We start from the raw sequence: 20,516 nt of genomic DNA, 5'->3' as shown, positions 1-20,516 counted from the left end.
TTACAATTTTTCTTGAAGATACTTTCCGGTTATAGAATTTTTATCTGCAGCAATCTCTTCAGGTGTTCCAGAGGCACTTAAATGGCCTCCATTTTTTCCACCTTCAGGTCCCAAATCGATAATATAGTCAGCACATTTTATTAAATCTATATTGTGTTCTATTACAATTATTGAATGCTCTTTACTTATCAATGCCTGAAATGATTTTAATAGCTTCTGAATATCATGAAAATGTAAGCCAGTAGTAGGCTCATCGAAAATAAATAAGGCATTATCACTTTTACTACCTTTTCCTAAAAATGTTGCCAACTTAATACGCTGAGCTTCCCCACCAGAAAGGGTAGAAGAGGACTGACCTAAGGTTACATAACCGAGACCGACGTCTTTTAAAGGCTGTAATTTATTCTGAATTTTGGTTTGCTTATAAGTAGTGAAAAAATCAATGGCATCATCAATCGTCATATTTAAAATATCATCTATCGATTTACCTTCAAAATGTACTTCTAAAACTTCCTTCTTAAAACGTTTTCCACCGCAGTTATCACAGGTTAAATGGACATCGGCCATAAACTGCATTTCAATAGTCACTTCTCCTTCTCCTTTGCAAGTTTCGCACCGACCACCATCAACATTAAAACTAAAATGCTTAGCAGCATAGTTTCTTATTTTACTGAGCTTTTGAGAGGCAAATAAAGCTCTAATATCATCATAAGCTTTAATATAAGTAACTGGGTTAGATCGCGATGATCGACCAATAGGATTCTGATCTACGAACTCTACATGTTGAACGATACTGTGATTTCCTTTCAACTCAGAAAACTGTCCTGCTTTATCACTAAACCCAGTTAATTTCTTTTGAATTGCAGGAAAAAGGATCTTTTTAACCAGTGTACTCTTTCCACTTCCTGAAACTCCAGTAACAACTGTTAACATTTGAAGCGGAAACGTAACATCAATATTCTTTAGATTATTCTCACGAGCACCAATTATATTTAACTGATATTTTGATGTTCTTCGTTTTTCAGGGATTTTAATATTTAATTGACCATTTAAATATTTCGCAGTCAAGGTATCAGAAACTAAGATGTCTTTAAATTCTCCAACAGCAACAACTTCACCACCAAAAGTACCAGCTTCTGGTCCTATGTCTATAATCTCGTCTGCAGCTCTCATAATATCTTCATCATGTTCTACTACGATAACGGTATTACCGAGGTCCCTCAAGGATTTTAATACGCTTATTAAACGTTCTGTGTCTTTTGGATGGAGACCAATACTAGGCTCATCTAAGATATACATAGAGCCTATCAGACTACTTCCTAGCGATGTTGCTAAATTTATCCTTTGACTCTCACCACCAGACAACGTATTAGATTTTCTATTTAATGTTAAATAATCTAATCCTACATTTGATAAAAACTCCAATCTTGTATTTATCTCAGTCAGCAAGCGTTTGGCTATTTTAGTATCGTATTTATTTAGTTTTAAAGCCTTAAAAAAAGAGATAAGATCTTTTATTGGTAAATCTACGAGACTTGTTATTGTAGCATTCTTTATTTTTACATAGTCGGCTTCTTCTCTCAATCGTTTACCTCTACAGACGCTACATTTTGTTTTTCCTCTGTAGCGCGATAGCATTACACGATTCTGAATTTTATAGGCCTTGGACTCTAGTTCTGTAAAAAATGTGTTTAGACCTTCAAAATACTCATTACCTTTCCAAATCAATGCTTTTTGCTCATCACTAAGTTCAAAGAATGGTTTATGAATAGGAAAATTGAATTTATGCGAGTTATTTACCAACTGGTCTCTATACCAACTCATGCTTTCACCTCTCCAAGGAAAAATAGCATTTTCATAAACAGATAGAGCGGTGTTTGGTATCACTAGATCTTCGTCAATGCCAATAACATCACTGTAGCCTTCACATTTAGGGCAAGCACCATATGGATTATTAAAACTAAATAAATGTGCATTAGGCTCTAAAAATGTAATTCCATCGAGCTCAAATTTATTATTGAAAGTGATTTTTTTATTATCTGATAATGATTCTATAATACATGTACCTACACCTTCAAAAAATGCTGTTTCAATGGCATCTGCTAGCCTGTTTAGAAAATCTTCATCATCTTTAAAAACGATTCTGTCAACAACTAAAAAAAGATTTTTATCAGATTTAATATTTAGCTTTAAGGCATCATCTATGCGTAGAACGTCTTCTTTATATTTAATTCTGGCATACCCTTGTTGTTGCAGAGTTTGAAGCTTATTTTCAGCCGTTCTTCCTTCTTCTAAAATGATTGGCGATAAGAGTAGGAGTTTTGAACCTTCATCGAAGGTTGAAATATGACTTATCACATCAGTAACCGTATGCTTCTTTACTTCATTACCAGAAACAGGTGAGTAGGTTTTACCTATTCTAGCAAACAAAAGCTTTAAGTAATCGTAAATCTCAGTTGTTGTACCAACGGTAGAGCGAGGGTTTGTAGAGTTCACTTTTTGCTCTATTGCAATTGCTGGCGCAATACCTTTTATGTAATCTACTTTGGGTTTGTTTAATCGTCCTAGGAACTGACGCGCATAACTAGAAAGACTTTCTACATAGCGCCTTTGGCCTTCTGCATATAGTGTGTCAAACGCCAAACTAGACTTTCCGGAGCCTGATAAACCAGTAATTACAACTAATTTATTTCTGGGAATAACAACATCAATATTTTTAAGATTATGCAGTTTTGCACCTTTTATAATGATATTTTCTTTCGGATTTACGTCTAGAGTAGCAGTATTCATAGGTTTTTTAGGCATGTGATTTTGCAAAGATACGTTAAGTATTTCAGGTGATAAAGTGTGAAAATGTTAGATTTAATGTTAAAATTTCGCCTTAAGTTTTGTTTTTTCGGAATGATTGTTGTTATATTTGAAACTTATTCATTTAATAAAACAACTGCGTATAGCATAATATTACTTTAAGAAAACAGCTAAAACCCCAAGCTTAGAAGGTGTTTCTAGGTTTTAAAGTAATAATTATGAAGAAAGAACTTATCCAAGACGCAGAGTTGGTTAGCAACTACATTAAAGGAGATGAAAACGCACTTGCAATTTTAATAGGGCGCCACAAACAGAAAATTTACAGTTTTATATATTCTAAGCTTTACGATAGAGACATTACTGAAGATGTTTTTCAGGATACCTTTATTAAAGTTATTAGAAACTTAAAACGTGGTAAATATAACGAAGAAGGTAAATTTTTACCTTGGGTAATGCGTATTGCACATAACTTGGTTATTGATCATTTTAGAAAGAATAGTCGTATGCCTAAATTTGATAATGCAGGCGAGTTTAGTATTTTTTCGGTATTAAGTGATAGTAGTTTAAATGCTGAAAAGACTCTTATTAAAGAACAAGTAGAATCTGATGTTAGGCGTGTTATTGAAGAGCTTCCCGAAGACCAGAAGCAAGTCCTTATGATGCGTATGTACCAGGATATGAGTTTTAAAGAAATTTCTGAACGTACTGGTGTGAGTATAAACACAGCATTAGGCAGAATGCGTTACGCGCTAATTAACATGCGTAAAGTAATTGAGCAAAATAATATTGTTTTAACAAATTAATACAATAAATAAATATTAGAAGCGTTTATTCCATACAATAACTCCTAAATTATTAAAATGGAAAAAATTTACTCTAATACTTCCCCTAAAAACAACAACCTAAAACCAAAAGATGAAACAATTAGTTTTCTTTTGAATTATTCAAAGGCTTTAAGTGTTATAAATTATAATAAATTGAAGTTTGAAGCACTTCTAAATTAAGTTGGTAAAAAATCCTGAATCACAAGATTCAGGATTTTTTTGTACTTATTTTTTTGTTTTGTAGTAGTCTTTTAAAACTGACTTCCTGCCAATGGTTTTTGTAATAATATCTTTCTCTATATCCCAGCCGCGTGCTGGTGAATATTCTCTTCCATACCAAATAATTTGAAGATGAAGATCATTCCATAGATCTTTAGGGAATAAACGTTTTGCATCTTTCTCAGTTTGCACTACATTTTTTCCAGTAGTTAAATTCCAACGATACATTAAACGATGTATATGTGTATCTACAGGAAAAGCAGGAATATCAAATGCTTGGGATAAGACGACAGCTGCAGTTTTATGGCCAACAGCTGGTAAGGCCTCCAACTCTTCATATGTCCTTGGTACTTTGCCATTATGCTTATCAATTAATATATGAGATAATCCATATATACCTTTACTTTTCATTGGGGATAATCCAACCGGTTTTATAATATCTCGTATTTCTTCAACACTCAACTTTATCATGTCGTAAGGATTATCTGCTCGTTCAAATAATAGTGGAGTTATTTGATTTACACGTACATCGGTACTTTGAGCAGACATTAATACGGCAATTAATAAAGTGTATGGATCTTTATGCTCTAGTGGAATAGGTATTTCCGGATAGAGTTGATTTAACGTATTTATAACAAAATGTACCTTTTCTTGCTTAGTCATTCATTGTATTTTTACATAAACACAAATTTAAGCAATATGACACACTTAAAAGTAGGAGATAAGGCTCCAGATTTTTCAGCTCAGGATGAACAAGGCAATACGATTTCATTATCTGATTATAAAGGGAAAAAACTCGTGGTATTCTTTTATCCAAAAGCTAGTACACCTGGCTGTACTGCCGAGGCCTGTAATTTAAATGATAACTACGATCGATTTAAAGCTCAAGGTTATGAAATTTTAGGCGTTAGTGCTGATAGTGCTAAACGTCAATCTAATTTCAAAAATAAATATGGTTTTCAATATCCATTATTGGCAGATGAAGATAAATCTGTGATTAATGCCTTTGGAGTTTGGGGACCAAAGAAATTTATGGGCAAAGAATATGACGGCATACATAGAACCACATTTGTTATTGATGAAAACGGTATTTTAGAAGATATTATAACTAAAGTTAAAACCAAGGCTCATACAGACCAAATTCTTACAGATTAAGAGCTATTATAAAACAGAAAAAGCGACATATTAGGTCGCTTTTTTTTATAGTTTATGTTTACATATTAATTCTTATGCATTACTTCTTCAGATTCACAGCCAAACAGACTTTTCTCTTTAATTAGTTTTGCAACACCTTCTGGCAGCATGTTTTCCCAACCATCGTCACCATTCACTATCATTTTCAGAACTTTTCTAGAGAATACAGAAAGGTTTGAGGAATTAAAGTCGGCAATATCTACTACTTTACCGTTGTATTTGAAGAATTTATAAAGTTCCTTCATTCTTGGGTGTACTTTTAGGTTTTCACTATTAGTAATAGAGCCATCATCATTTTGCATTGGATATAAATATACTCGCAAGTCTTTGTAGAATAATTTTCCAAAAGCCTCTAATATACCACCACTTAAATGACGATAGTACTTTTCATCAAAAATATCAACCAAGTTATTTACACCCATAGCTAATCCCATTCTACTTTTAGTATATTGAGAGAAATATTCTACCAGTCTATAAAACTCCTGGAAGTTTGAAATAAGCACTGTTTGCCCTAAAGAACACAATAAACGTGCTCTATCCATAAAATCTTGTTCGTCTATTTCACCTTCGGCACGCAAATTTGATAAAGTGATTTCAAAAATAACCTGCGTTTTTTCTTTATCGACTTTATTCTCTTTTATGAACATCTCGTAAGATTTCTCAAACATATCCATATTAACCTTAGTAACAGGCCTAAAACTACCTCTTAAGGCGAGAATGTTCTTTTTATATAATACTCGTGCTGGTAATACATTATTCCCATCTGGTGCAAACATTACGGCATCAGTCATGCCATTTTTTACCAGTTGAAGACTCATAAGTCTATTATCTACATTTTCGTAAATAGGGCCAGAGAAATTTATAGTATCAATTTCCAGTTGATCCTTATCTAAGTGATCGTATAAATAACGAAGTAATTTTCGAGGTTGGTTATACTTATAAAAAGCACCGTAAATTAAATTTGTTCCTAATTTACCTAGTGTTTCTTGTTGTAGTCTGGCATCATTTTCTTTAAAACGGATATGTAGAATGATATCATTATATTCTCGATCTGGTGCGACTTGATATTTAATACCTACCCAACCATGACCTTTGTATTTTTTAGCAAAATCTATAGTAGCTACGGTATTTGCATAGGCGAAGAATATTTTATTAGGATGCTTTTCTCTAACAATACGCTGCTCAATAAGATCAACTTCATGATTAAGCATTTTTCTTAGCCTGGCTTCGGTAACATACCTTTTATCGTCTTCTATTCCGTAAATGGCGTCACTAAAGTCTTTATCATAGGCAGACATAGTCTTTGCAATAGTACCAGAAGCACCGCCAGCTCTAAAAAATTGACGAACTGTTTCTTGTCCTGCTCCAATTTCTGCAAATGTGCCGTATATATCTTTATTTAGATTTATACGTAAGGCTTTATCTTTTAAAGATGGAATATTTTCAAATTCCGAATCGCCTTTATACCTTATGTCTTCCATGGATTTATTGGATTTACATCAATGTAGCAAAGGTATCAATTTACTATCGCAAACAAAAAAATAAGCTTATTTTTGTTTTAAACTTAACAGTATTGAAAATTACATTTTTAGGTACAGGAACCTCGCAGGGAATTCCAATTATAGGAAGTAATCACCCTGTTTGTTTAAGTGATAATCCAAAGGATAAAAGACTTCGAGTATCAGTGCTTGTAGAATGGGATAATTATAGTTTTGTAGTGGATTGTGGGCCTGATTTCAGACAGCAAATGCTAAGATCAAATTGCACGAAAATTGACGGAATTATTTTCACCCATGAGCATGCAGATCACACCATGGGTTTAGATGATATAAGACCTTTCTTTTTTAAGCAAGGTGATATTCCTATTTACGCTCATAAAAGAGTTTTAAAGGCATTACGTAACCGATTTGATTATATTTTTGAAACGAAAAATAAATATCCTGGAGCACCGAGTGTTACTCAAATTGAGATTGATAATCAACCATTTAGTGTTGGTAACATACAAGTAATTCCCGTTGATGGTTTACATAACAAACTACAAGTATTTGGATTTAGATTTAAGGATTTTGCTTATTTAACTGATATGAAAACCATAGAGGATAAAGAGGTTGACAAATTGAAGAATTTAGACGTTCTGGTAGTAAATGCCCTAAGAGAAGAACCACATATTTCACATTTTAACCTTAAAGAAGCCTTAAGTTTTATAAATTATGTTAAGCCAAAGCGCGCTTATTTAACTCATATTAGTCATCACTTGGGGTTTCATGACGAGGTACAACAAAAATTACCTAAAAACGTTTTTTTAGCATACGATAACTTACAAATTACCATTTAGTATTATGAAGAGTAAAATATTTATGTACTTATTTATTTTTTCGATTTTATTAATCATTTTTCAATATGTTAATTCAAAAAATATAATTGATAAATACGAAAAAGACATTTCCATTTACAAAACAAAACTTGCTGAAACTAAAAAAACTATAACTACTTTGGAAGATGAAATGTTTGAGTTAAATTACTTTAATATCAATGGAAATGAAGATGCGTTGACGTATTTTGAGGCTCAGGGTTATGATACTGAGCAATTGATTCCCGCGATTATAGATGGTTTATATGACATGAATAATTATGAAGGTGAAGACCATCCTATTGTTCCCTACGTATCTATGACCGACTCTAAGTTGCTCATTAATAAAATTAGAGTTTTAAATCACAAATGGATTGTAGCCAACTTTACAGATGGTGAATTTTGGGGTGAAATATTTTTGACCTATTCTATTGATGAGAATAATGATCTAAAATATAAATTGGTCGAGTACTTCTTATATCCAAAGATCAGTTAGATATATTTCTTTAACCAGTCTTTAAAGTCATAGAAGTTTTGTGGAGCAACGCCATGTCCCACTGGATATTCAAAATAAACATGATTAACACCTAATCTATTTAGTACTTCTGGAGTTTTTCTTGCCCAGTCAACTGGTATCACCTGATCTACAGAACCATGTGAGCAGAAAAAATTCAAATGAGAAACATCCGATTCCTGAAAGTTATCAGGTAATAAATCTACATTAATGTATCCACTAAGTGCTACTATATTCTTTACTTTTTTTGGGTAATTTAAAGCAACAGCATAACTCAATATAGTACCTTGGCTAAACCCCAATAGTGTTACATTATTTGAATCAACTGGGTAAGTTTCACAAGCATAATCAATAAATTGTGATATGAGATCTAATGACTGCTTGGCTTGTACATTGTCACTCCATTTGCCTTTATCGGCATCAAAATTAATTGCATACCATGCATTTCCAAAGGGTTGCATTGGGTATGGTGCACGAAGAGAAATAATAAATAATTCCTCTGGTAATTCTGATACAAACGAAAATAAATCATTTTCATCACTACCATATCCATGACACATAATTAGTAGCGGAGCATCTTTTTGAAGTGCTGACGGTCTTTTAATGTAATGTAATGATGTTGTCATAAATTTACTAACCTATAGATTGAAACCATTTCTGAAATAAATCTCCTAACATGGGAATTTTATTAAGCTGGCCTGTAATTGCGCCATATATTCCATAAAGAAAAAGTACAGAGAAAAATATCCAAAACGACGTACTTACCATCATACTATCTAAACTGCTGACAATATATCCTATAGCAATATATAAAAGCCCTAAACCTAACCCTTGTCTTACATGAAACGAGGTAAACGGATTACGTTTTTCCTGATTCATAAAAAAGGCAATCAATGTTCCAATTAAAGTGAGATAGGCAATAAGGGCAAAAGTTTTACCTTCATTGATAGTATTCTGATCCATTATTTAAGTGAAATTTTATTGTTAGATATCACACCATAAACCTGACCTTTTAAATTAGTATTTAAAAATGCACTGTTCTTAGATTTAGATAAAATGTGTGAAGTATTAAATGTATATATCACGTCAGGATTAAAAAGACTTAAGTCAGCTTTTGCTCCTTCAGTGATGGTATGTGCTTCTATACCAAACCTGGTTTTTCCTTGCGTTAATAAAGCTATTACTTTTTTAGTGGTAAATATATTTTGAAGGGCTCCAAATGCAGACTCCAAACCAATTGTTCCATACTTTGCAAAATCAAATTCAATTTTTTTATCTTCAATATCAATAGGGTTATGATCGGAAGTCACCATATCTATTGTACCGTCTTTTAAACCTTCAATAAGAGCTTCACAGTCTTTTTGTGTTCTTAGCGGTGGCAACACCTTAAAATTGGTATCAAAGGATTGTAAAACGTCGTCTGTAAATACTAGATTGTGAATAGCGACACTACAACTGACATTAAGTTTTTTAGCTTTAGCGGCTCTAATGAGTTCAACGGATTTTGCCGTAGAAATTGTTGGTATGTGAAGTTTTCCCTCTGTATATTCCAATAAAAACAGATCTCTAGCCACTTGTAATTCTTCGGCAAGCGCAGGATTTCCCTTTAAACCTAGTTTAGTACTATTAATATGTTCATTGGCAACTCCAAGTCCAGATATTTTAGATTCTTGTGGAAACGAACAAACTAATCCATCAAAATTACTTGCATATTGCAAAGCAATTTTCATGAGATTTGGATTAGAAATTGGTTGCTGGTAATCATAAAAAGCAACAGCACCAGCATTTTTCATATCATACAGTTCTGCTAAATCTTTTCCAGAACTAGACCTTGTTAGAGCACCAATAGGATAGAGGTTTACAACATTATCAGTTGCTTTAGATTTTACAAACGTAATGTCTGCGTAACTATCTATAACCGGATTAGAATTCGCATTTAATACGGCAGAAGTAAAGCCAGATTTTGCGGCGGTCTTAAGACCGTTACTTATCGTTTCTCGTTCTTCATAGCCTGGTTCGCCAAAAGACACACTGCTGTCAAACCAGCCCTGAGAAACATGTAAATTTTCGAGCTTTATCTCTCGGTATTTATTAGGATTAGCAATGCGTTTAGAAATCTTAGAAATACGACCTTTTTCAATTAAAATATCAACCGTTTCATTGTGAAAATCACTTTTAGAATCAACGATGGTAGCAGATTTTATGAGTGCGTTCATTTAAGATATTTTAGAATGAGTATTTCTATAATTAAAAATACTAGTGCAAAAATAACAAACCATTTCCATAGCGCATTAACATTTGTATTACTTTTTATGGTGTCTATTGTAGATGCAACACTAGTATTTATGGAAGTAAAATTAATATTGGTCAAATTATGATAAGCGAGTTTGCTTTCATCTCTGGTATAATTGAAACTTATATTTTGCAATATCTCGTCTTTATTTTTTACATTGAAAATACCAGCTTCACTAGGATATTCTTCTGTTTTTATTTCTACCACCTTGCTAAATGTTTTTTGTAATGGAATGACAGCTTTATCATTTACTTCTAAGGTTAAAATGTCATCCTGTCCTAATATAGCATTAACATCAACAGTATTTGGTAGTCCTACGTGATAGTATAATTGTGATAACTTTAAACTTTGTTTTCCTAAGTTGTATAGTACTGGAACAATTAGCGGTGAACTTTTAAAATTGGAATTTGTAGTATTTATTGCTGCGGAAAAGATATACACATTACCGTTTCCTTTTAAAAAAGCAGTGCCATCTTCATAGGACAACACGCTATTGGAATTAGAACTAAATCGAAACGACTCATTAACTTTTGGGTATTGAAAATTAGTGACTCTAGAGTAAAACGCATCCTTCAATAAAGGGTGATCATAGTTAATTGTAGTTATGCGTTTTTCACCTAAAAACAGATTCGTATAATTAGAAATATTTAATTCTATAAACAATTGATTATATGAATTTAATATAATATTACCTGAAGGTATAATTACAATCATACCACCATCATTTACGAAGGCTTTTATAGCCATAATCAAGGCATTCGATATGTCATCAATTTCATTTAAGACAATTAAATTCTGATCTGGAATTAGATTAAAATTTAGTGCGTCAATTGAGAAGCTACTATAGGAGAATTCATCACGAGTATAAATGCGTTTTAAAAATGAATCGTCACTAGTAGAACCATTTATGCTTAATACATTAATTTTTGGTTTAGAATTAATATTGAAATAAAACGTATTGTCATATTGCAATGATGCATCTTCTACCACTAATTTTCCATTAATGATTGTATTATTTGGAAATGTAAAAACCGTTTCTGCTTGTTCATTAATGTCTACAGCACTTTTAGATATTAAAACGTCATCATTAAAAAGTGATACAGACACATTTTCCAATTTGTCATTTCCACTAGATAACTTGACTGTAAGATCTAAAGTTTCAGCTTGAGTATTAGAAATAAATAGACTATCGATAGTTAAATTAGTTGTTAGCAATGGTTTAGGCTGTACCAGTTTTAATTGTACTACACTATCGTTTTCAAAATTCAAAGGATTTTCTTTTTGTTGAAAATCTGAAATTAAAACTAAATTTTGTGTGGCAGAATTATGATTAGAAAATAACTGTCTTCCTTTCACATATGCAGCTTCATAATTAAGCTGTTTAGGAGAATAGGATAAATTTATTAAATCGTTTTTTAAGGCTTTTAATGTTGTATTTCTGTAGGTGTCCGTATTTGTGTATAAGCTAAACTTTTCATTCTCAGGTATACTATTTATGAGGTCTTGAATAGCTTCATTTAATAGTGAACCGTTACTTCCTTTAGCTTGCATACTATAGGAATTGTCTAAATAAATAACAGTTTCTTGTTCTTCATTAAACTCTTCTGTATTTGGTATAAATGGTTGCGCAAATGCAATTACAGCACACGTTAGTAATAACATTCTGGTTATTAAGGTTAACCATTTTTTTAATTGCGAACTCTTTCTGGTTTGCAGTTTAATTGTTTTAAGGAATTTTACGTTGGTAAACTTTACTTTTTGAAACCGACGTAATTGAAATAGATGAATGAGAATAGGGATTATCAGTAAAAATAAGGCGTAAAGTAATTCTGGGTATTTAAACTGCATTCCTGTGTCGTCGCTTTAAGTTAAATCAAATATAGAAAATGCCAAGGGATAACAGCATTTTGCTTTTGAGAAATTTAACAGAAAAAGAAATAATCTTTCATGGATTGCATATTCTGCTTTTCAAAATAAGCTTTTATTTCGCTCTGAGCAGTGTCATTGGCAACTGTCACAATACTTTGCGGATTTCTCAACTCCTTTAAGTAATTAAAATTCAATAATTCCTGATCGTATATATGTTTACCAATTTTTTCAGGGTTATCACAAATCCAATAAAAAGGGATATCATCATTTAGTAACAATTTAGCCATATTCTTGCCTTTTGCACCTGCTCCCCAAATCGTTAGAGGTCTTGACTTGTCGTATTCTAATTCTAAGAAATAATGCACTTTAATATCTAAAAAATAATTTTGAGCGTAATGCTCATGTGTTCTGGACGTGCGTGTGATATAATCTCTCCAATGTAGCAACACTTTATCACATGGAATACAGGTGAATCCTGCTTTATAAAATCTAAACGCAAGGTCATAATCTTCTGGATAACGACTTGGTTCAAATCCTTCACAGGCAACAAAATCTTCACGGTGAATCATCCAACAAGGTGAAGGAATAACACATTCTTTATAAATTTCAGAATAATTGCTACCAGTTTCTGTGAGTCTATTTAGCCATTGCTCATAGCGCATAAAGCCATCGTTGACTCCATCTTCTCTAAAGTATTTAACCTTACCAACAGCCAAATGCTTTTTGCCAAAATGGATTAAGCTATTATACATCACTTCTAATCGGTTTGTAGTCATTATGTCGTCACTATCCATGCGTGTAATATAGTCGCCATTACATTGTTTGTAGGCTGTTCTAAGTGCTTCAATAATACCATTTCCTGAGTTTGAAAATAGTTTTATACGGTCATCTTTTTCTGAAAAGGTTTTTATTATGGCATTACTATTATCAGAGGAATGATCATCGACAAAAATAGCTTCCCAATTAGTGTAAGATTGATTTATAATGGATTCCACACATTCTGAAATGTATATATCTGTGTTTTTAAAAGGAATAACAATACTTACGCTTACTCTAGACATGATGCGAATTTAACAAAACCTTTAGGTTTTTCATGGTAACAGATTGTAGTTTTGTGCGACTTGTTAAAAAACTAAAAATTTAAACATGAAGAATTACATAGACATATTAGGCTTAAGTGCAATTTTGGTTGGTTGTGGAGCTGCCAAACCAAAGGTAGACGATTTAGCCATAAGTAATCCAATAGAAACAGCATTAGATTTAACGGCTGTTGTAGATGATAAAGTTCCAGTAACGATTAATCCTGGACGTTTTACTAAAGAAACTGTGACTTACAGATTACCACGTGTAGTCCAAGGCACATATTCTGTAAGTGATTTTGGGAAATATATAGACGACTTTAAAGCTTACGATTATGAAGGCAATGAGTTAAGTGTATCAAAAGAAGATACAAATACTTGGGTTATCAACGATGCCAAAAAATTAGATAAACTCCAGTATTACGTCAATGATACTTTTGATATAGAAGGAAATCGTGGTGGTATGCAAGGAGAACAACCTTTTTCGCCTTCAGGAACTAATATTGATGAAGAAAATTATGTACTAAATCTTCATGGATTTATAGGGTATTTCGATTCATTAAAGAATAACCAATATGCTTTAGATGTTACTGCACCAGCAACATTTGTAAGAACCTCTGCTTTAGAAGATAAAGGAATGAAGTCTAGTGCAGATGGCAGAGCCATTACCAGCAGTTATTTTGCACAGCGTTATTTTGATATTACAGATAACCCAATGATGTATGGAAAGTTAGATGTAGAAGAATTTATGGTTGGTGATATTAAAATTGTTTTAAGTGTATATTCACCAAATAAAGTCCATACGGCTGCTAGCATGAAGGAAACTGTATTCCAAATGATGGAGGCGCAAAAAGCGTATTTAGGAGATGTTAATACGACACCACGTTATGATATTTATTTATACTTATCCGATGGAAGTGAAACCGCACCTAAAGGCATGGGAGCCTTAGAACACCATACATCAACGGTTGTGGTACTACCTGAAGCTTCAAGCAAAGAAGGTTTAGCAGCATCGATTATAGATGTAGTTGCACACGAGTTTTTTCATATAGTTACTCCACTTTCAGTACATTCTGAAGATGTACATTATTTTGATTATAACCAGCCAACATTTTCAAAGCATTTATGGATGTATGAAGGTGTAACGGAATATTTTGCTCAGCATTTTCAAGTGTATGAAGATTTAATAGAATCTGATGCATTTTACAATGTTATGATGTCTAAAATCGCAACGTCTAAGCGTTGGGATGATGCCATGAGTTTTACCATAATGAGCGAAAATATATTAGACGATCCTTATGCACCTAACTATGGTAATGTATATATGAAAGGTGCCTTAATTGGTATGTGTATAGATATATTAATGCGAAAAGAAAGTGACAGTAACAGAAGTATGTTGTCACTCATGAAAGAGTTATCTGCCAAGTATGGAAAAGAGAAACCGTTTGAAGATGATAAAATTATTGCTGAAATAACGGCAATGACATACCCTAGCGTTGGTAAGTTTTTGAAAACCCATGTTGAAGGTGATGTACCAATCAATTATGACGAGTATTTTGCTATGGTAGGATTAAAAAAGGGTGAAACTGAAGTAGAAACCAATTACATTTTTGCAGGAGGACAAAACATCATTTTTGATGGAGACCAAGCAAAAGGAACTATATTTTTCTCTTCAATGGCTGAAAAGAATTCTTTTTGGGAGTCACAGGGAGTAAAAGCAGGTGACGTTATTAAGAAAGTAGATGGCGCAGAATTAACTATGATGAATGCACAACAAGTGATAGGTGGTATGTTTGCATGGCAACCAGGAAAAGAAATTACAATGGATTTAGAACGCGATGGAGAGCCAGTGCATATAGAAGCAACACTAACTAAAGCTTATGCAATAGATGAATCTTTGGTTGAAGATGAAAACGCTACTGAGGCTCAAAAGGCGCTTAGAGATGCTTGGTTAAAAGGGTGATTATATTTTATAGTATAGATTAAAAGGCTTCCAATTTGGAAGCCTTTTTAGTTGGTGATTCTGAATTTAATTCAGCATCTACTCATGTTTTATAATTATTAACAAATCAATCTGAAGTTAATATTTCGCCGATTTACCATTTGAAGTGGAGTTTTCAATAAACTCACGTAAATCATCGTTGGCTTGTATAAGATCTTCATTTCGTAAATACATCATATGCCCACTTCTATAACCTTTAAAAGACATTCGTTTTTTTAGTTTACCACTAGGATCTATTTGCCATTGTGAGTATTTGGCAGAAAAATACGTTGTCGCTCCATCATAATATCCTGACTGGGTTAATATATTCAAATAAGGATTTTGTGCCATGGCTTGTCTCAGGTTTTCACGCGTACTGTCATTGGTTCTGTCCCAATCGCCAACATTGCCAAATACGTTATATTTTACATCGGTATCAAAGCCTAATTCATTTTTAATGTAATAATTGATAGCGGGAGTAAAACTATGTAACCAAGAGGTCAATTCAGCACTATAATCCGGACTTATTCCTGTTTCAACTTTATCAATTCCTTTGTATCTAGAATCTAATCGACCGATTGTTTCACCGGTTTTGTCTCTAAGTAGTTCTTTCCAGAAATAACGATTAGGCACATCCAAATTCATTTGAAGTATCACTTTTTCTGATAAGCCAGAATAATAGCTCATTTGCTTAGCGACAGCTTGTTTTTTAGGTTCTGAAATAAATCCACCTTTTGCAATGGCTGGTATGAGTTTGTTAATAGCAAATTCTTCGGCTTCAGGAAGTATTTCTAATAAATCTTTATTCTGAAGTTCTGGTGATAAGGCCTTATGATACCATGCTGCTGCAGTATAGTATGGTAAATTTAAGCTCGATGATAATGGACCACCAACTCGCAATACTTTATAATCAGCAGGGGACACCAATATCACACCGTTTAAATACATCCATTGACTGTTTTGAAGTTCTAGAGATAATCCCATAACACGTGTTCCTCCGTAGCTTTCACCTATAATATATTTTGGAGATTCCCAGCGGTTATGACGTGTTGTGAAGGTATTCATCCAACTTGCCAAGTATTTGATATCCGCGTTTACTCCAAAAAACAGTTTATCCTCTGGCATCTTACCGTCTTTATCAGCTACTTTTCTTGAGAAACCTGTATTCACAGGGTTTATATACACTATATCTGCTACATCCAAAATTGAATTAGGATTGTCCTTTACGCCATAAGGCTGTACAGGATAACCTTCATCATCAATATTTAAAACTCTTGGACCAGTATAAGCAATATGCATCCAAACAGAAGCAGAACCAGGACCACCATTAAATGAATAGATGATTGGTCGTTTATTGTCTTTGCTATCATTAGTTCGTTTGTAATAGGTGTAATAAAGTGAAGCTATTATCTTTCCGTCATCATCCCAAACAGGTTGAAAGCCAGTTTCAGCTTTATAATTAATTTGTTTTCCTTTAATTGTGATTGAATTGGTAGTCACAATCGTTGTGTCTATAGGAATTTTTAAATTTTGAGAAAAGCTAAGGCTCACAAAGGCAAGTAAAAGAAATGTTAGTTTTAGTTTCATATATAAGAAATGATTTTATGAGATACTGAAACAAGTTCAGCATGACAATTGATTGTTATTTTAAATAGTCAGACTGAGCTTGTCGAAGGCACGTTCTGGAATCTACTTTTAAAATTTAAAGATACTAAGAAAACCTTACAGTTAGAAGCCTTCAAAAACACCTAAACCAAACAAAGCAAAATCATATTTAACAGGATCGTTTGCGTCTAATCGTCTTAACGCTTTATCCAATTCCGCTAATGCCTTAGCATCGTTTTGCTTTCGCTTTAATAAGCCTAGTTTTCTGGCGACATTACCAGAATGTACATCTAAAGGACAACTCAATTGAGTAGGAGAGAGGCTGTTCCAAATACCAAAGTCTACACCAGCATTATCATTTCTCACCATCCAACGCAAAAACATATTAATCCTTTTGGCTGCTGAGTTTTTAAGTGGATCACTGACGTGTTTCATCGTACGTTCTAGATGCGGAATTTCAAAAAAGATGTGCTTAAATTGATGAATACTTTGTTGTAAAGAGTCTTTGTTAGCATTCCTATTAAACACGGCTTCCAATCCATTATGATACTGGTAAATGTGTTTGAGACTCTTTATAAATTGTATAAAATCATTCTGATTAAAAGTGCGATGTACAAATCCACTAAGCTGATCTAAATCTTGTTTGGAATGCTGTGTCACAAATTGAAATGGAGCGTAATCCAGCATCTCCATCATTCTATTGGCATTATTAATAATGCTTTTTCGATTTCCCCAAGCAATGGTAGCTGTTAAAAATCCAGCGATTTCAATATCTTCTTTTCTAGAAAATTGATGTGGAATTTGAATTGGATCACTCTCAATAAACTTAGGATTATTGTAAAGTTCTACCTTACTATCTAAGAAGTCTTTAAGTTCTGCTTTTTTGAGTTTCAATTTTAAACTAAATTTGAAAACAAAAGTACATTAACTTTTAATTTAACTCAGCATTAAGCGCGCTAATGATTTTATCATACGGATTAAAAAAATGACCAAAAAAGGCATAAAGCAAGACATTATAAAACTTCTTAATGCTGGTGCTGAAAAATCAGAATTGTATGATAGATTTTAAAATCATTTAGACGATGATAAATTAAGAACTATTCTATCCTCAAGACCAGCTTACAAACATTGGAAAAAATATAAGACATTACACTTGTTACTTTCGGTAATTTGGGGAATATTTATCCTTCTTGAATTAACATCAATTTTTGATTTGGTAAACACATTCAATCTTAAAGTGGTTGTATCTTTGGCAATTTCAATGTACATCAGCATAAATATCTGGCGTTTTGATGGTCGCTTTTTACTTCCTGGAATTATATGGTTTTCGTTTACTATGCTCTTTCTGTTTTTTGAGTTTCAGTCTGAGTTAATTTCTGATGCAGACTTAAAGTTTATTTATATAGTTTTAGCTTTATATGTGCTTCTTTTGGGTTCAGGAATCTATCTTATGTATTACTTAAAAAAGAAAGTTTTTAAATATATAAAATGGTTTAAATCTGTTGCAAATGAAGATAATAAGATAAAATTTGAATAACAATCATAATTTTTAATTTTCATCCGGTAGGAAAAATATTAACTTAGTTATTCTATAAAAAAAAGCAATTATGAAAAAACTTATTTCACCCTTCCTCTTAGTATTGTTATTACCTTTTATGACAAGTTGTTCTGATGATGACAATAACTCAGATGAAGAACCAACTACAGTAACCGACATTGATGGTAATGTATACAACACTATTACTTTAGGTGGCCAAACCTGGATGTTAGAGAATCTTAAAGTTACAACGTTTAATGATGGCACACCGATAACACTATATGAATTCCCAATGGATTGGGTAAATTTCAATGAACCTATGGCATTGTATCAGTTTGCTAGTACCAATGATCTAAACGATGTTGTAGACATTGAAATGCCTTTTGATTATTATGGTGCTTTATACAATCATTATGCCTTAGAATCTGGTAAACTAGCACCAGAAGGATGGCGAATTCCATCTGTGCAAGATTTTATGGAATTAGAAGCCTATCTCAGTGCTAATGGTTTCGATGGTATGGAAGCTGGAGCTTTAAAATCTGATTCTGGTTGGTTACCATCTAGTGGTAATGGTACCGATGCTATTGGTTTTACAGGCTTACCAAATGGTTATTCAAGTACTTTTGGAACGTCTACGTTTACCGAAGGTGTTTGTACTTGGGCAACAACAGATGTTAATATTGATATTCCTTTGGGCTCTAGACCTAGAGTTATGGTGCAACTTTTTGATAATACTGACATTAATTTTGTAGATAATTCTGTAAGAATAGGAGCAGGAGTACGCTGTATAAAGAATGAATAGTGTAAATTCTATTTATTATAAAAATTTATAGAAACCTTATGCTATGTACCTCATAAGGTTTTTTGTCTTATAAATTTACGTAGTTCTACGTATTGCCATTTTAACTCAAAACAACTAACTTGCTAACGACTGATATAAGTCATTAAAACGGACTCATATCCCTTAAGTTGTAGCACATTTAACGAACCTATGAGAAAGCATTTCATTATTGTAAGTTTAGTTTCCTTCTTTCTATTTGGATGTAATGACCAATCTGAAAAAAATAAAACTCAGAAAGAAAAAAATGAAAACATTCAAAAAGATAGTATTGCTAAAATAAAAGCTAAAGAATTAATAATAAAAAAAAGAAAAAAAGATAGCATAACTACTATTGAGCAAGGAAAAGTAATAGGCGAAATTCGATTTGGAATGAATAAAAACATAGCCAAATCAAAAATCAATAAATTCAAAAAAGAAAATAGGAAACCATACAAAATAATGAACAAAACTTTCTATGACCATTTCATTGGAAATTTTGAGTTTTCTTTTATTCGTGACTTCTATTATGAAAATGAACTTTACAAAATAAAAATTATCGGAAAACCCATTCTTTGGGAAAATTTTGAATCAGAAGCCACTAAAGAAATTAAAGCAATATCAAATGTTTTGAAAACTAAATATGGTAATCCAAATTTACACTATGATTTAGAGCCGAGATATAAACTTAAGAAAAATTACACTTACCTTATTAATTCTTGGAAAATTGGTACAAAAGAAATTCAAGTAAGAATATCTGACAAAGGAACTTCTTATAATGTGATTTTAATCATCACAAAACCAAATGTAGAGAACAAAATTAAACGAGAAATTAGAGATAAAGAAAAACAAGAAACATTAAAAGGTTCAGAAGTTTTTTAAAAAATGATTAATAAAATAAAAGTACGAACGCACAACACCGGTAACCGTTGCACAACGCGCTAAAAATTTATGTCCAAAACACATTTAAGCCCTTTTTAGGGCTTTTTTAATTTTTTATATCTGCCATTTAGTTAAATTTTGGCTGGCGCAAATTGGTGATTATTAGGTTTTGGAGTCCATTTATTTTAGAAAATATAAGACCAAGTGCTTTTGCCTTGGTTTTTGACAGTTTCTGTGTAAACTTCAAGTACTTTTTAAGGTTGTATGCCATGGCTGCTAAATGCATGACCTTATTTGCCTGTTTTATTCCTATGGTATTTATTTTCCTTAAACCCATAAATTGGGTGAGTGTTCCAAAAACGGGTTCTACAGTACTTTGTCGTTTGCCTTTCATATAGCTTCCTTGAGGACTATTTACACGTTTAATATTACGCTGATATTCTGCTTTGTAATACGTTACAGAAAACTTTTTCTCTTTGGCTGTTTTACCCAAACAGCGCAACTTTATTGGGCAGTCCTTACATTGATGTGTTGTGCCGCGATA

At 32.6% G+C, this 20,516-nt stretch carries 19 protein-coding genes; 8 read left to right on the top strand and 11 right to left on the bottom strand.

Annotated features, from left to right (window positions below; genetic code table 11):
* Positions 1–2,790, bottom strand: a complete 2,790-nt coding sequence (gene uvrA / locus ACTG3Y_RS01290; protein ID WP_439151198.1) for an excinuclease ABC subunit UvrA — start codon at positions 2,788–2,790, stop codon at positions 1–3.
* 236 nt (positions 2,791–3,026) lie between these two features.
* On the opposite strand from uvrA, the gene ACTG3Y_RS01285 reads away from it, so the two are divergent.
* Entirely contained in the window at positions 3,027–3,611 is a 585-nt protein-coding gene (locus ACTG3Y_RS01285) for an RNA polymerase sigma factor (protein WP_439151116.1), read from the top strand.
* Positions 3,612–3,857: 246 nt separating this feature from the next.
* Here ACTG3Y_RS01285 and ACTG3Y_RS01280 read toward each other — a convergent pair whose 3' ends face one another.
* Positions 3,858–4,514, bottom strand: coding sequence for an endonuclease III domain-containing protein (locus tag ACTG3Y_RS01280; RefSeq protein WP_439151115.1), 657 nt, complete (start codon positions 4,512–4,514; stop codon positions 3,858–3,860).
* Positions 4,515–4,550: 36 nt separating this feature from the next.
* On the opposite strand from ACTG3Y_RS01280, the gene bcp reads away from it, so the two are divergent.
* Entirely contained in the window at positions 4,551–5,006 is a 456-nt protein-coding gene (gene bcp, locus ACTG3Y_RS01275; protein WP_439151114.1) for a thioredoxin-dependent thiol peroxidase, read from the top strand.
* Positions 5,007–5,071: 65 nt separating this feature from the next.
* Here bcp and ACTG3Y_RS01270 read toward each other — a convergent pair whose 3' ends face one another.
* Positions 5,072–6,526: a TonB-dependent receptor gene (locus tag ACTG3Y_RS01270; protein WP_439151113.1), complete on the bottom strand. Its 1,455-nt coding sequence runs from the start codon at positions 6,524–6,526 to the stop codon at positions 5,072–5,074.
* A 92-nt stretch (positions 6,527–6,618) separates the two neighbouring features.
* Between ACTG3Y_RS01270 and ACTG3Y_RS01265 the strand changes: the two genes are divergently transcribed.
* Both ACTG3Y_RS01265 and ACTG3Y_RS01260 read left to right on the top strand, forming a co-directional pair.
* Positions 6,619–7,380 carry an MBL fold metallo-hydrolase gene (locus ACTG3Y_RS01265; protein ID WP_439151112.1) on the top strand — a complete coding sequence of 254 codons (762 nt, stop codon included), beginning with the start codon at positions 6,619–6,621 and terminating at the stop codon, positions 7,378–7,380.
* 4 nt (positions 7,381–7,384) lie between these two features.
* Entirely contained in the window at positions 7,385–7,891 is a 507-nt protein-coding gene (locus ACTG3Y_RS01260; RefSeq protein WP_439151111.1) for a hydrolase, read from the top strand.
* Here ACTG3Y_RS01260 and ACTG3Y_RS01255 read toward each other — a convergent pair.
* The 5 genes from ACTG3Y_RS01255 to ACTG3Y_RS01235 form a co-directional block, all read right to left on the bottom strand.
* Entirely contained in the window at positions 7,888–8,535 is a 648-nt protein-coding gene (locus tag ACTG3Y_RS01255) for an alpha/beta hydrolase (RefSeq protein WP_439151110.1), read from the bottom strand. The two genes, ACTG3Y_RS01260 and ACTG3Y_RS01255, sit on opposite strands and share 4 nt — an antisense overlap.
* A gap of 7 nt (positions 8,536–8,542) precedes the next feature.
* Complete coding sequence (locus tag ACTG3Y_RS01250; RefSeq protein WP_439151109.1) at positions 8,543–8,872, bottom strand: hypothetical protein; 330 nt, start codon at positions 8,870–8,872, stop codon at positions 8,543–8,545.
* A complete protein-coding gene (locus ACTG3Y_RS01245) occupies positions 8,872–10,125 on the bottom strand; it encodes a dihydroorotase (RefSeq protein WP_439151108.1) in 1,254 nt (417 codons plus the stop codon). Before ACTG3Y_RS01245 ends, ACTG3Y_RS01250 begins: the two co-directional genes overlap by 1 nt.
* Positions 10,122–12,050, bottom strand: a complete 1,929-nt coding sequence (locus tag ACTG3Y_RS01240) for a BatA domain-containing protein (RefSeq protein ID WP_439151107.1) — start codon at positions 12,048–12,050, stop codon at positions 10,122–10,124. Before ACTG3Y_RS01240 ends, ACTG3Y_RS01245 begins: the two co-directional genes overlap by 4 nt.
* Positions 12,051–12,124: 74 nt before the next feature.
* A complete protein-coding gene (locus tag ACTG3Y_RS01235) occupies positions 12,125–13,132 on the bottom strand; it encodes a glycosyltransferase family 2 protein (protein WP_439151106.1) in 1,008 nt (335 codons plus the stop codon).
* Between the two features lie 85 nt (positions 13,133–13,217).
* Here ACTG3Y_RS01235 and ACTG3Y_RS01230 point away from each other — a divergent pair, with 85 nt between their 5' ends.
* Entirely contained in the window at positions 13,218–15,113 is a 1,896-nt protein-coding gene (locus ACTG3Y_RS01230; protein ID WP_439151105.1) for a M61 family metallopeptidase, read from the top strand.
* A gap of 117 nt (positions 15,114–15,230) precedes the next feature.
* On the opposite strand, the gene ACTG3Y_RS01225 is transcribed toward ACTG3Y_RS01230, so the two are convergent.
* Together ACTG3Y_RS01225 and ACTG3Y_RS01220 are read right to left on the bottom strand one after the other, a co-directional pair.
* Entirely contained in the window at positions 15,231–16,718 is a 1,488-nt protein-coding gene (locus ACTG3Y_RS01225; protein ID WP_439151104.1) for a S10 family peptidase, read from the bottom strand.
* Positions 16,719–16,859: 141 nt separating this feature from the next.
* A complete protein-coding gene (locus ACTG3Y_RS01220) occupies positions 16,860–17,630 on the bottom strand; it encodes a TIGR02757 family protein (protein WP_439151103.1) in 771 nt (256 codons plus the stop codon).
* A gap of 259 nt (positions 17,631–17,889) precedes the next feature.
* Here ACTG3Y_RS01220 and ACTG3Y_RS01215 point away from each other — a divergent pair, with 259 nt between their 5' ends.
* The 3 genes from ACTG3Y_RS01215 to ACTG3Y_RS01205 all read left to right on the top strand — a co-directional run bounded on the left by ACTG3Y_RS01215 (position 17,890) and on the right by ACTG3Y_RS01205 (position 19,972).
* Positions 17,890–18,273: a hypothetical protein gene (locus ACTG3Y_RS01215; protein ID WP_439151102.1), complete on the top strand. Its 384-nt coding sequence runs from the start codon at positions 17,890–17,892 to the stop codon at positions 18,271–18,273.
* 70 nt (positions 18,274–18,343) lie between these two features.
* Positions 18,344–19,075 carry an FISUMP domain-containing protein gene (locus ACTG3Y_RS01210; protein ID WP_439151101.1) on the top strand — a complete coding sequence of 244 codons (732 nt, stop codon included), beginning with the start codon at positions 18,344–18,346 and terminating at the stop codon, positions 19,073–19,075.
* Positions 19,076–19,264: 189 nt separating this feature from the next.
* A complete protein-coding gene (locus tag ACTG3Y_RS01205) occupies positions 19,265–19,972 on the top strand; it encodes a hypothetical protein (protein WP_439151100.1) in 708 nt (235 codons plus the stop codon).
* A 127-nt stretch (positions 19,973–20,099) separates the two neighbouring features.
* Here ACTG3Y_RS01205 and ACTG3Y_RS01200 read toward each other — a convergent pair.
* Positions 20,100–20,516 (bottom strand): transposase (locus tag ACTG3Y_RS01200; RefSeq protein WP_439151099.1); only part of this gene is annotated, 417 nt, incomplete at its 5' end.

The organism is Winogradskyella sp. (genome assembly GCF_965656915.1).
In the GTDB taxonomy this organism is placed as follows: domain Bacteria; phylum Bacteroidota; class Bacteroidia; order Flavobacteriales; family Flavobacteriaceae; genus Winogradskyella.
This window is presented reverse-complemented; position numbering and strand designations above follow the sequence as displayed.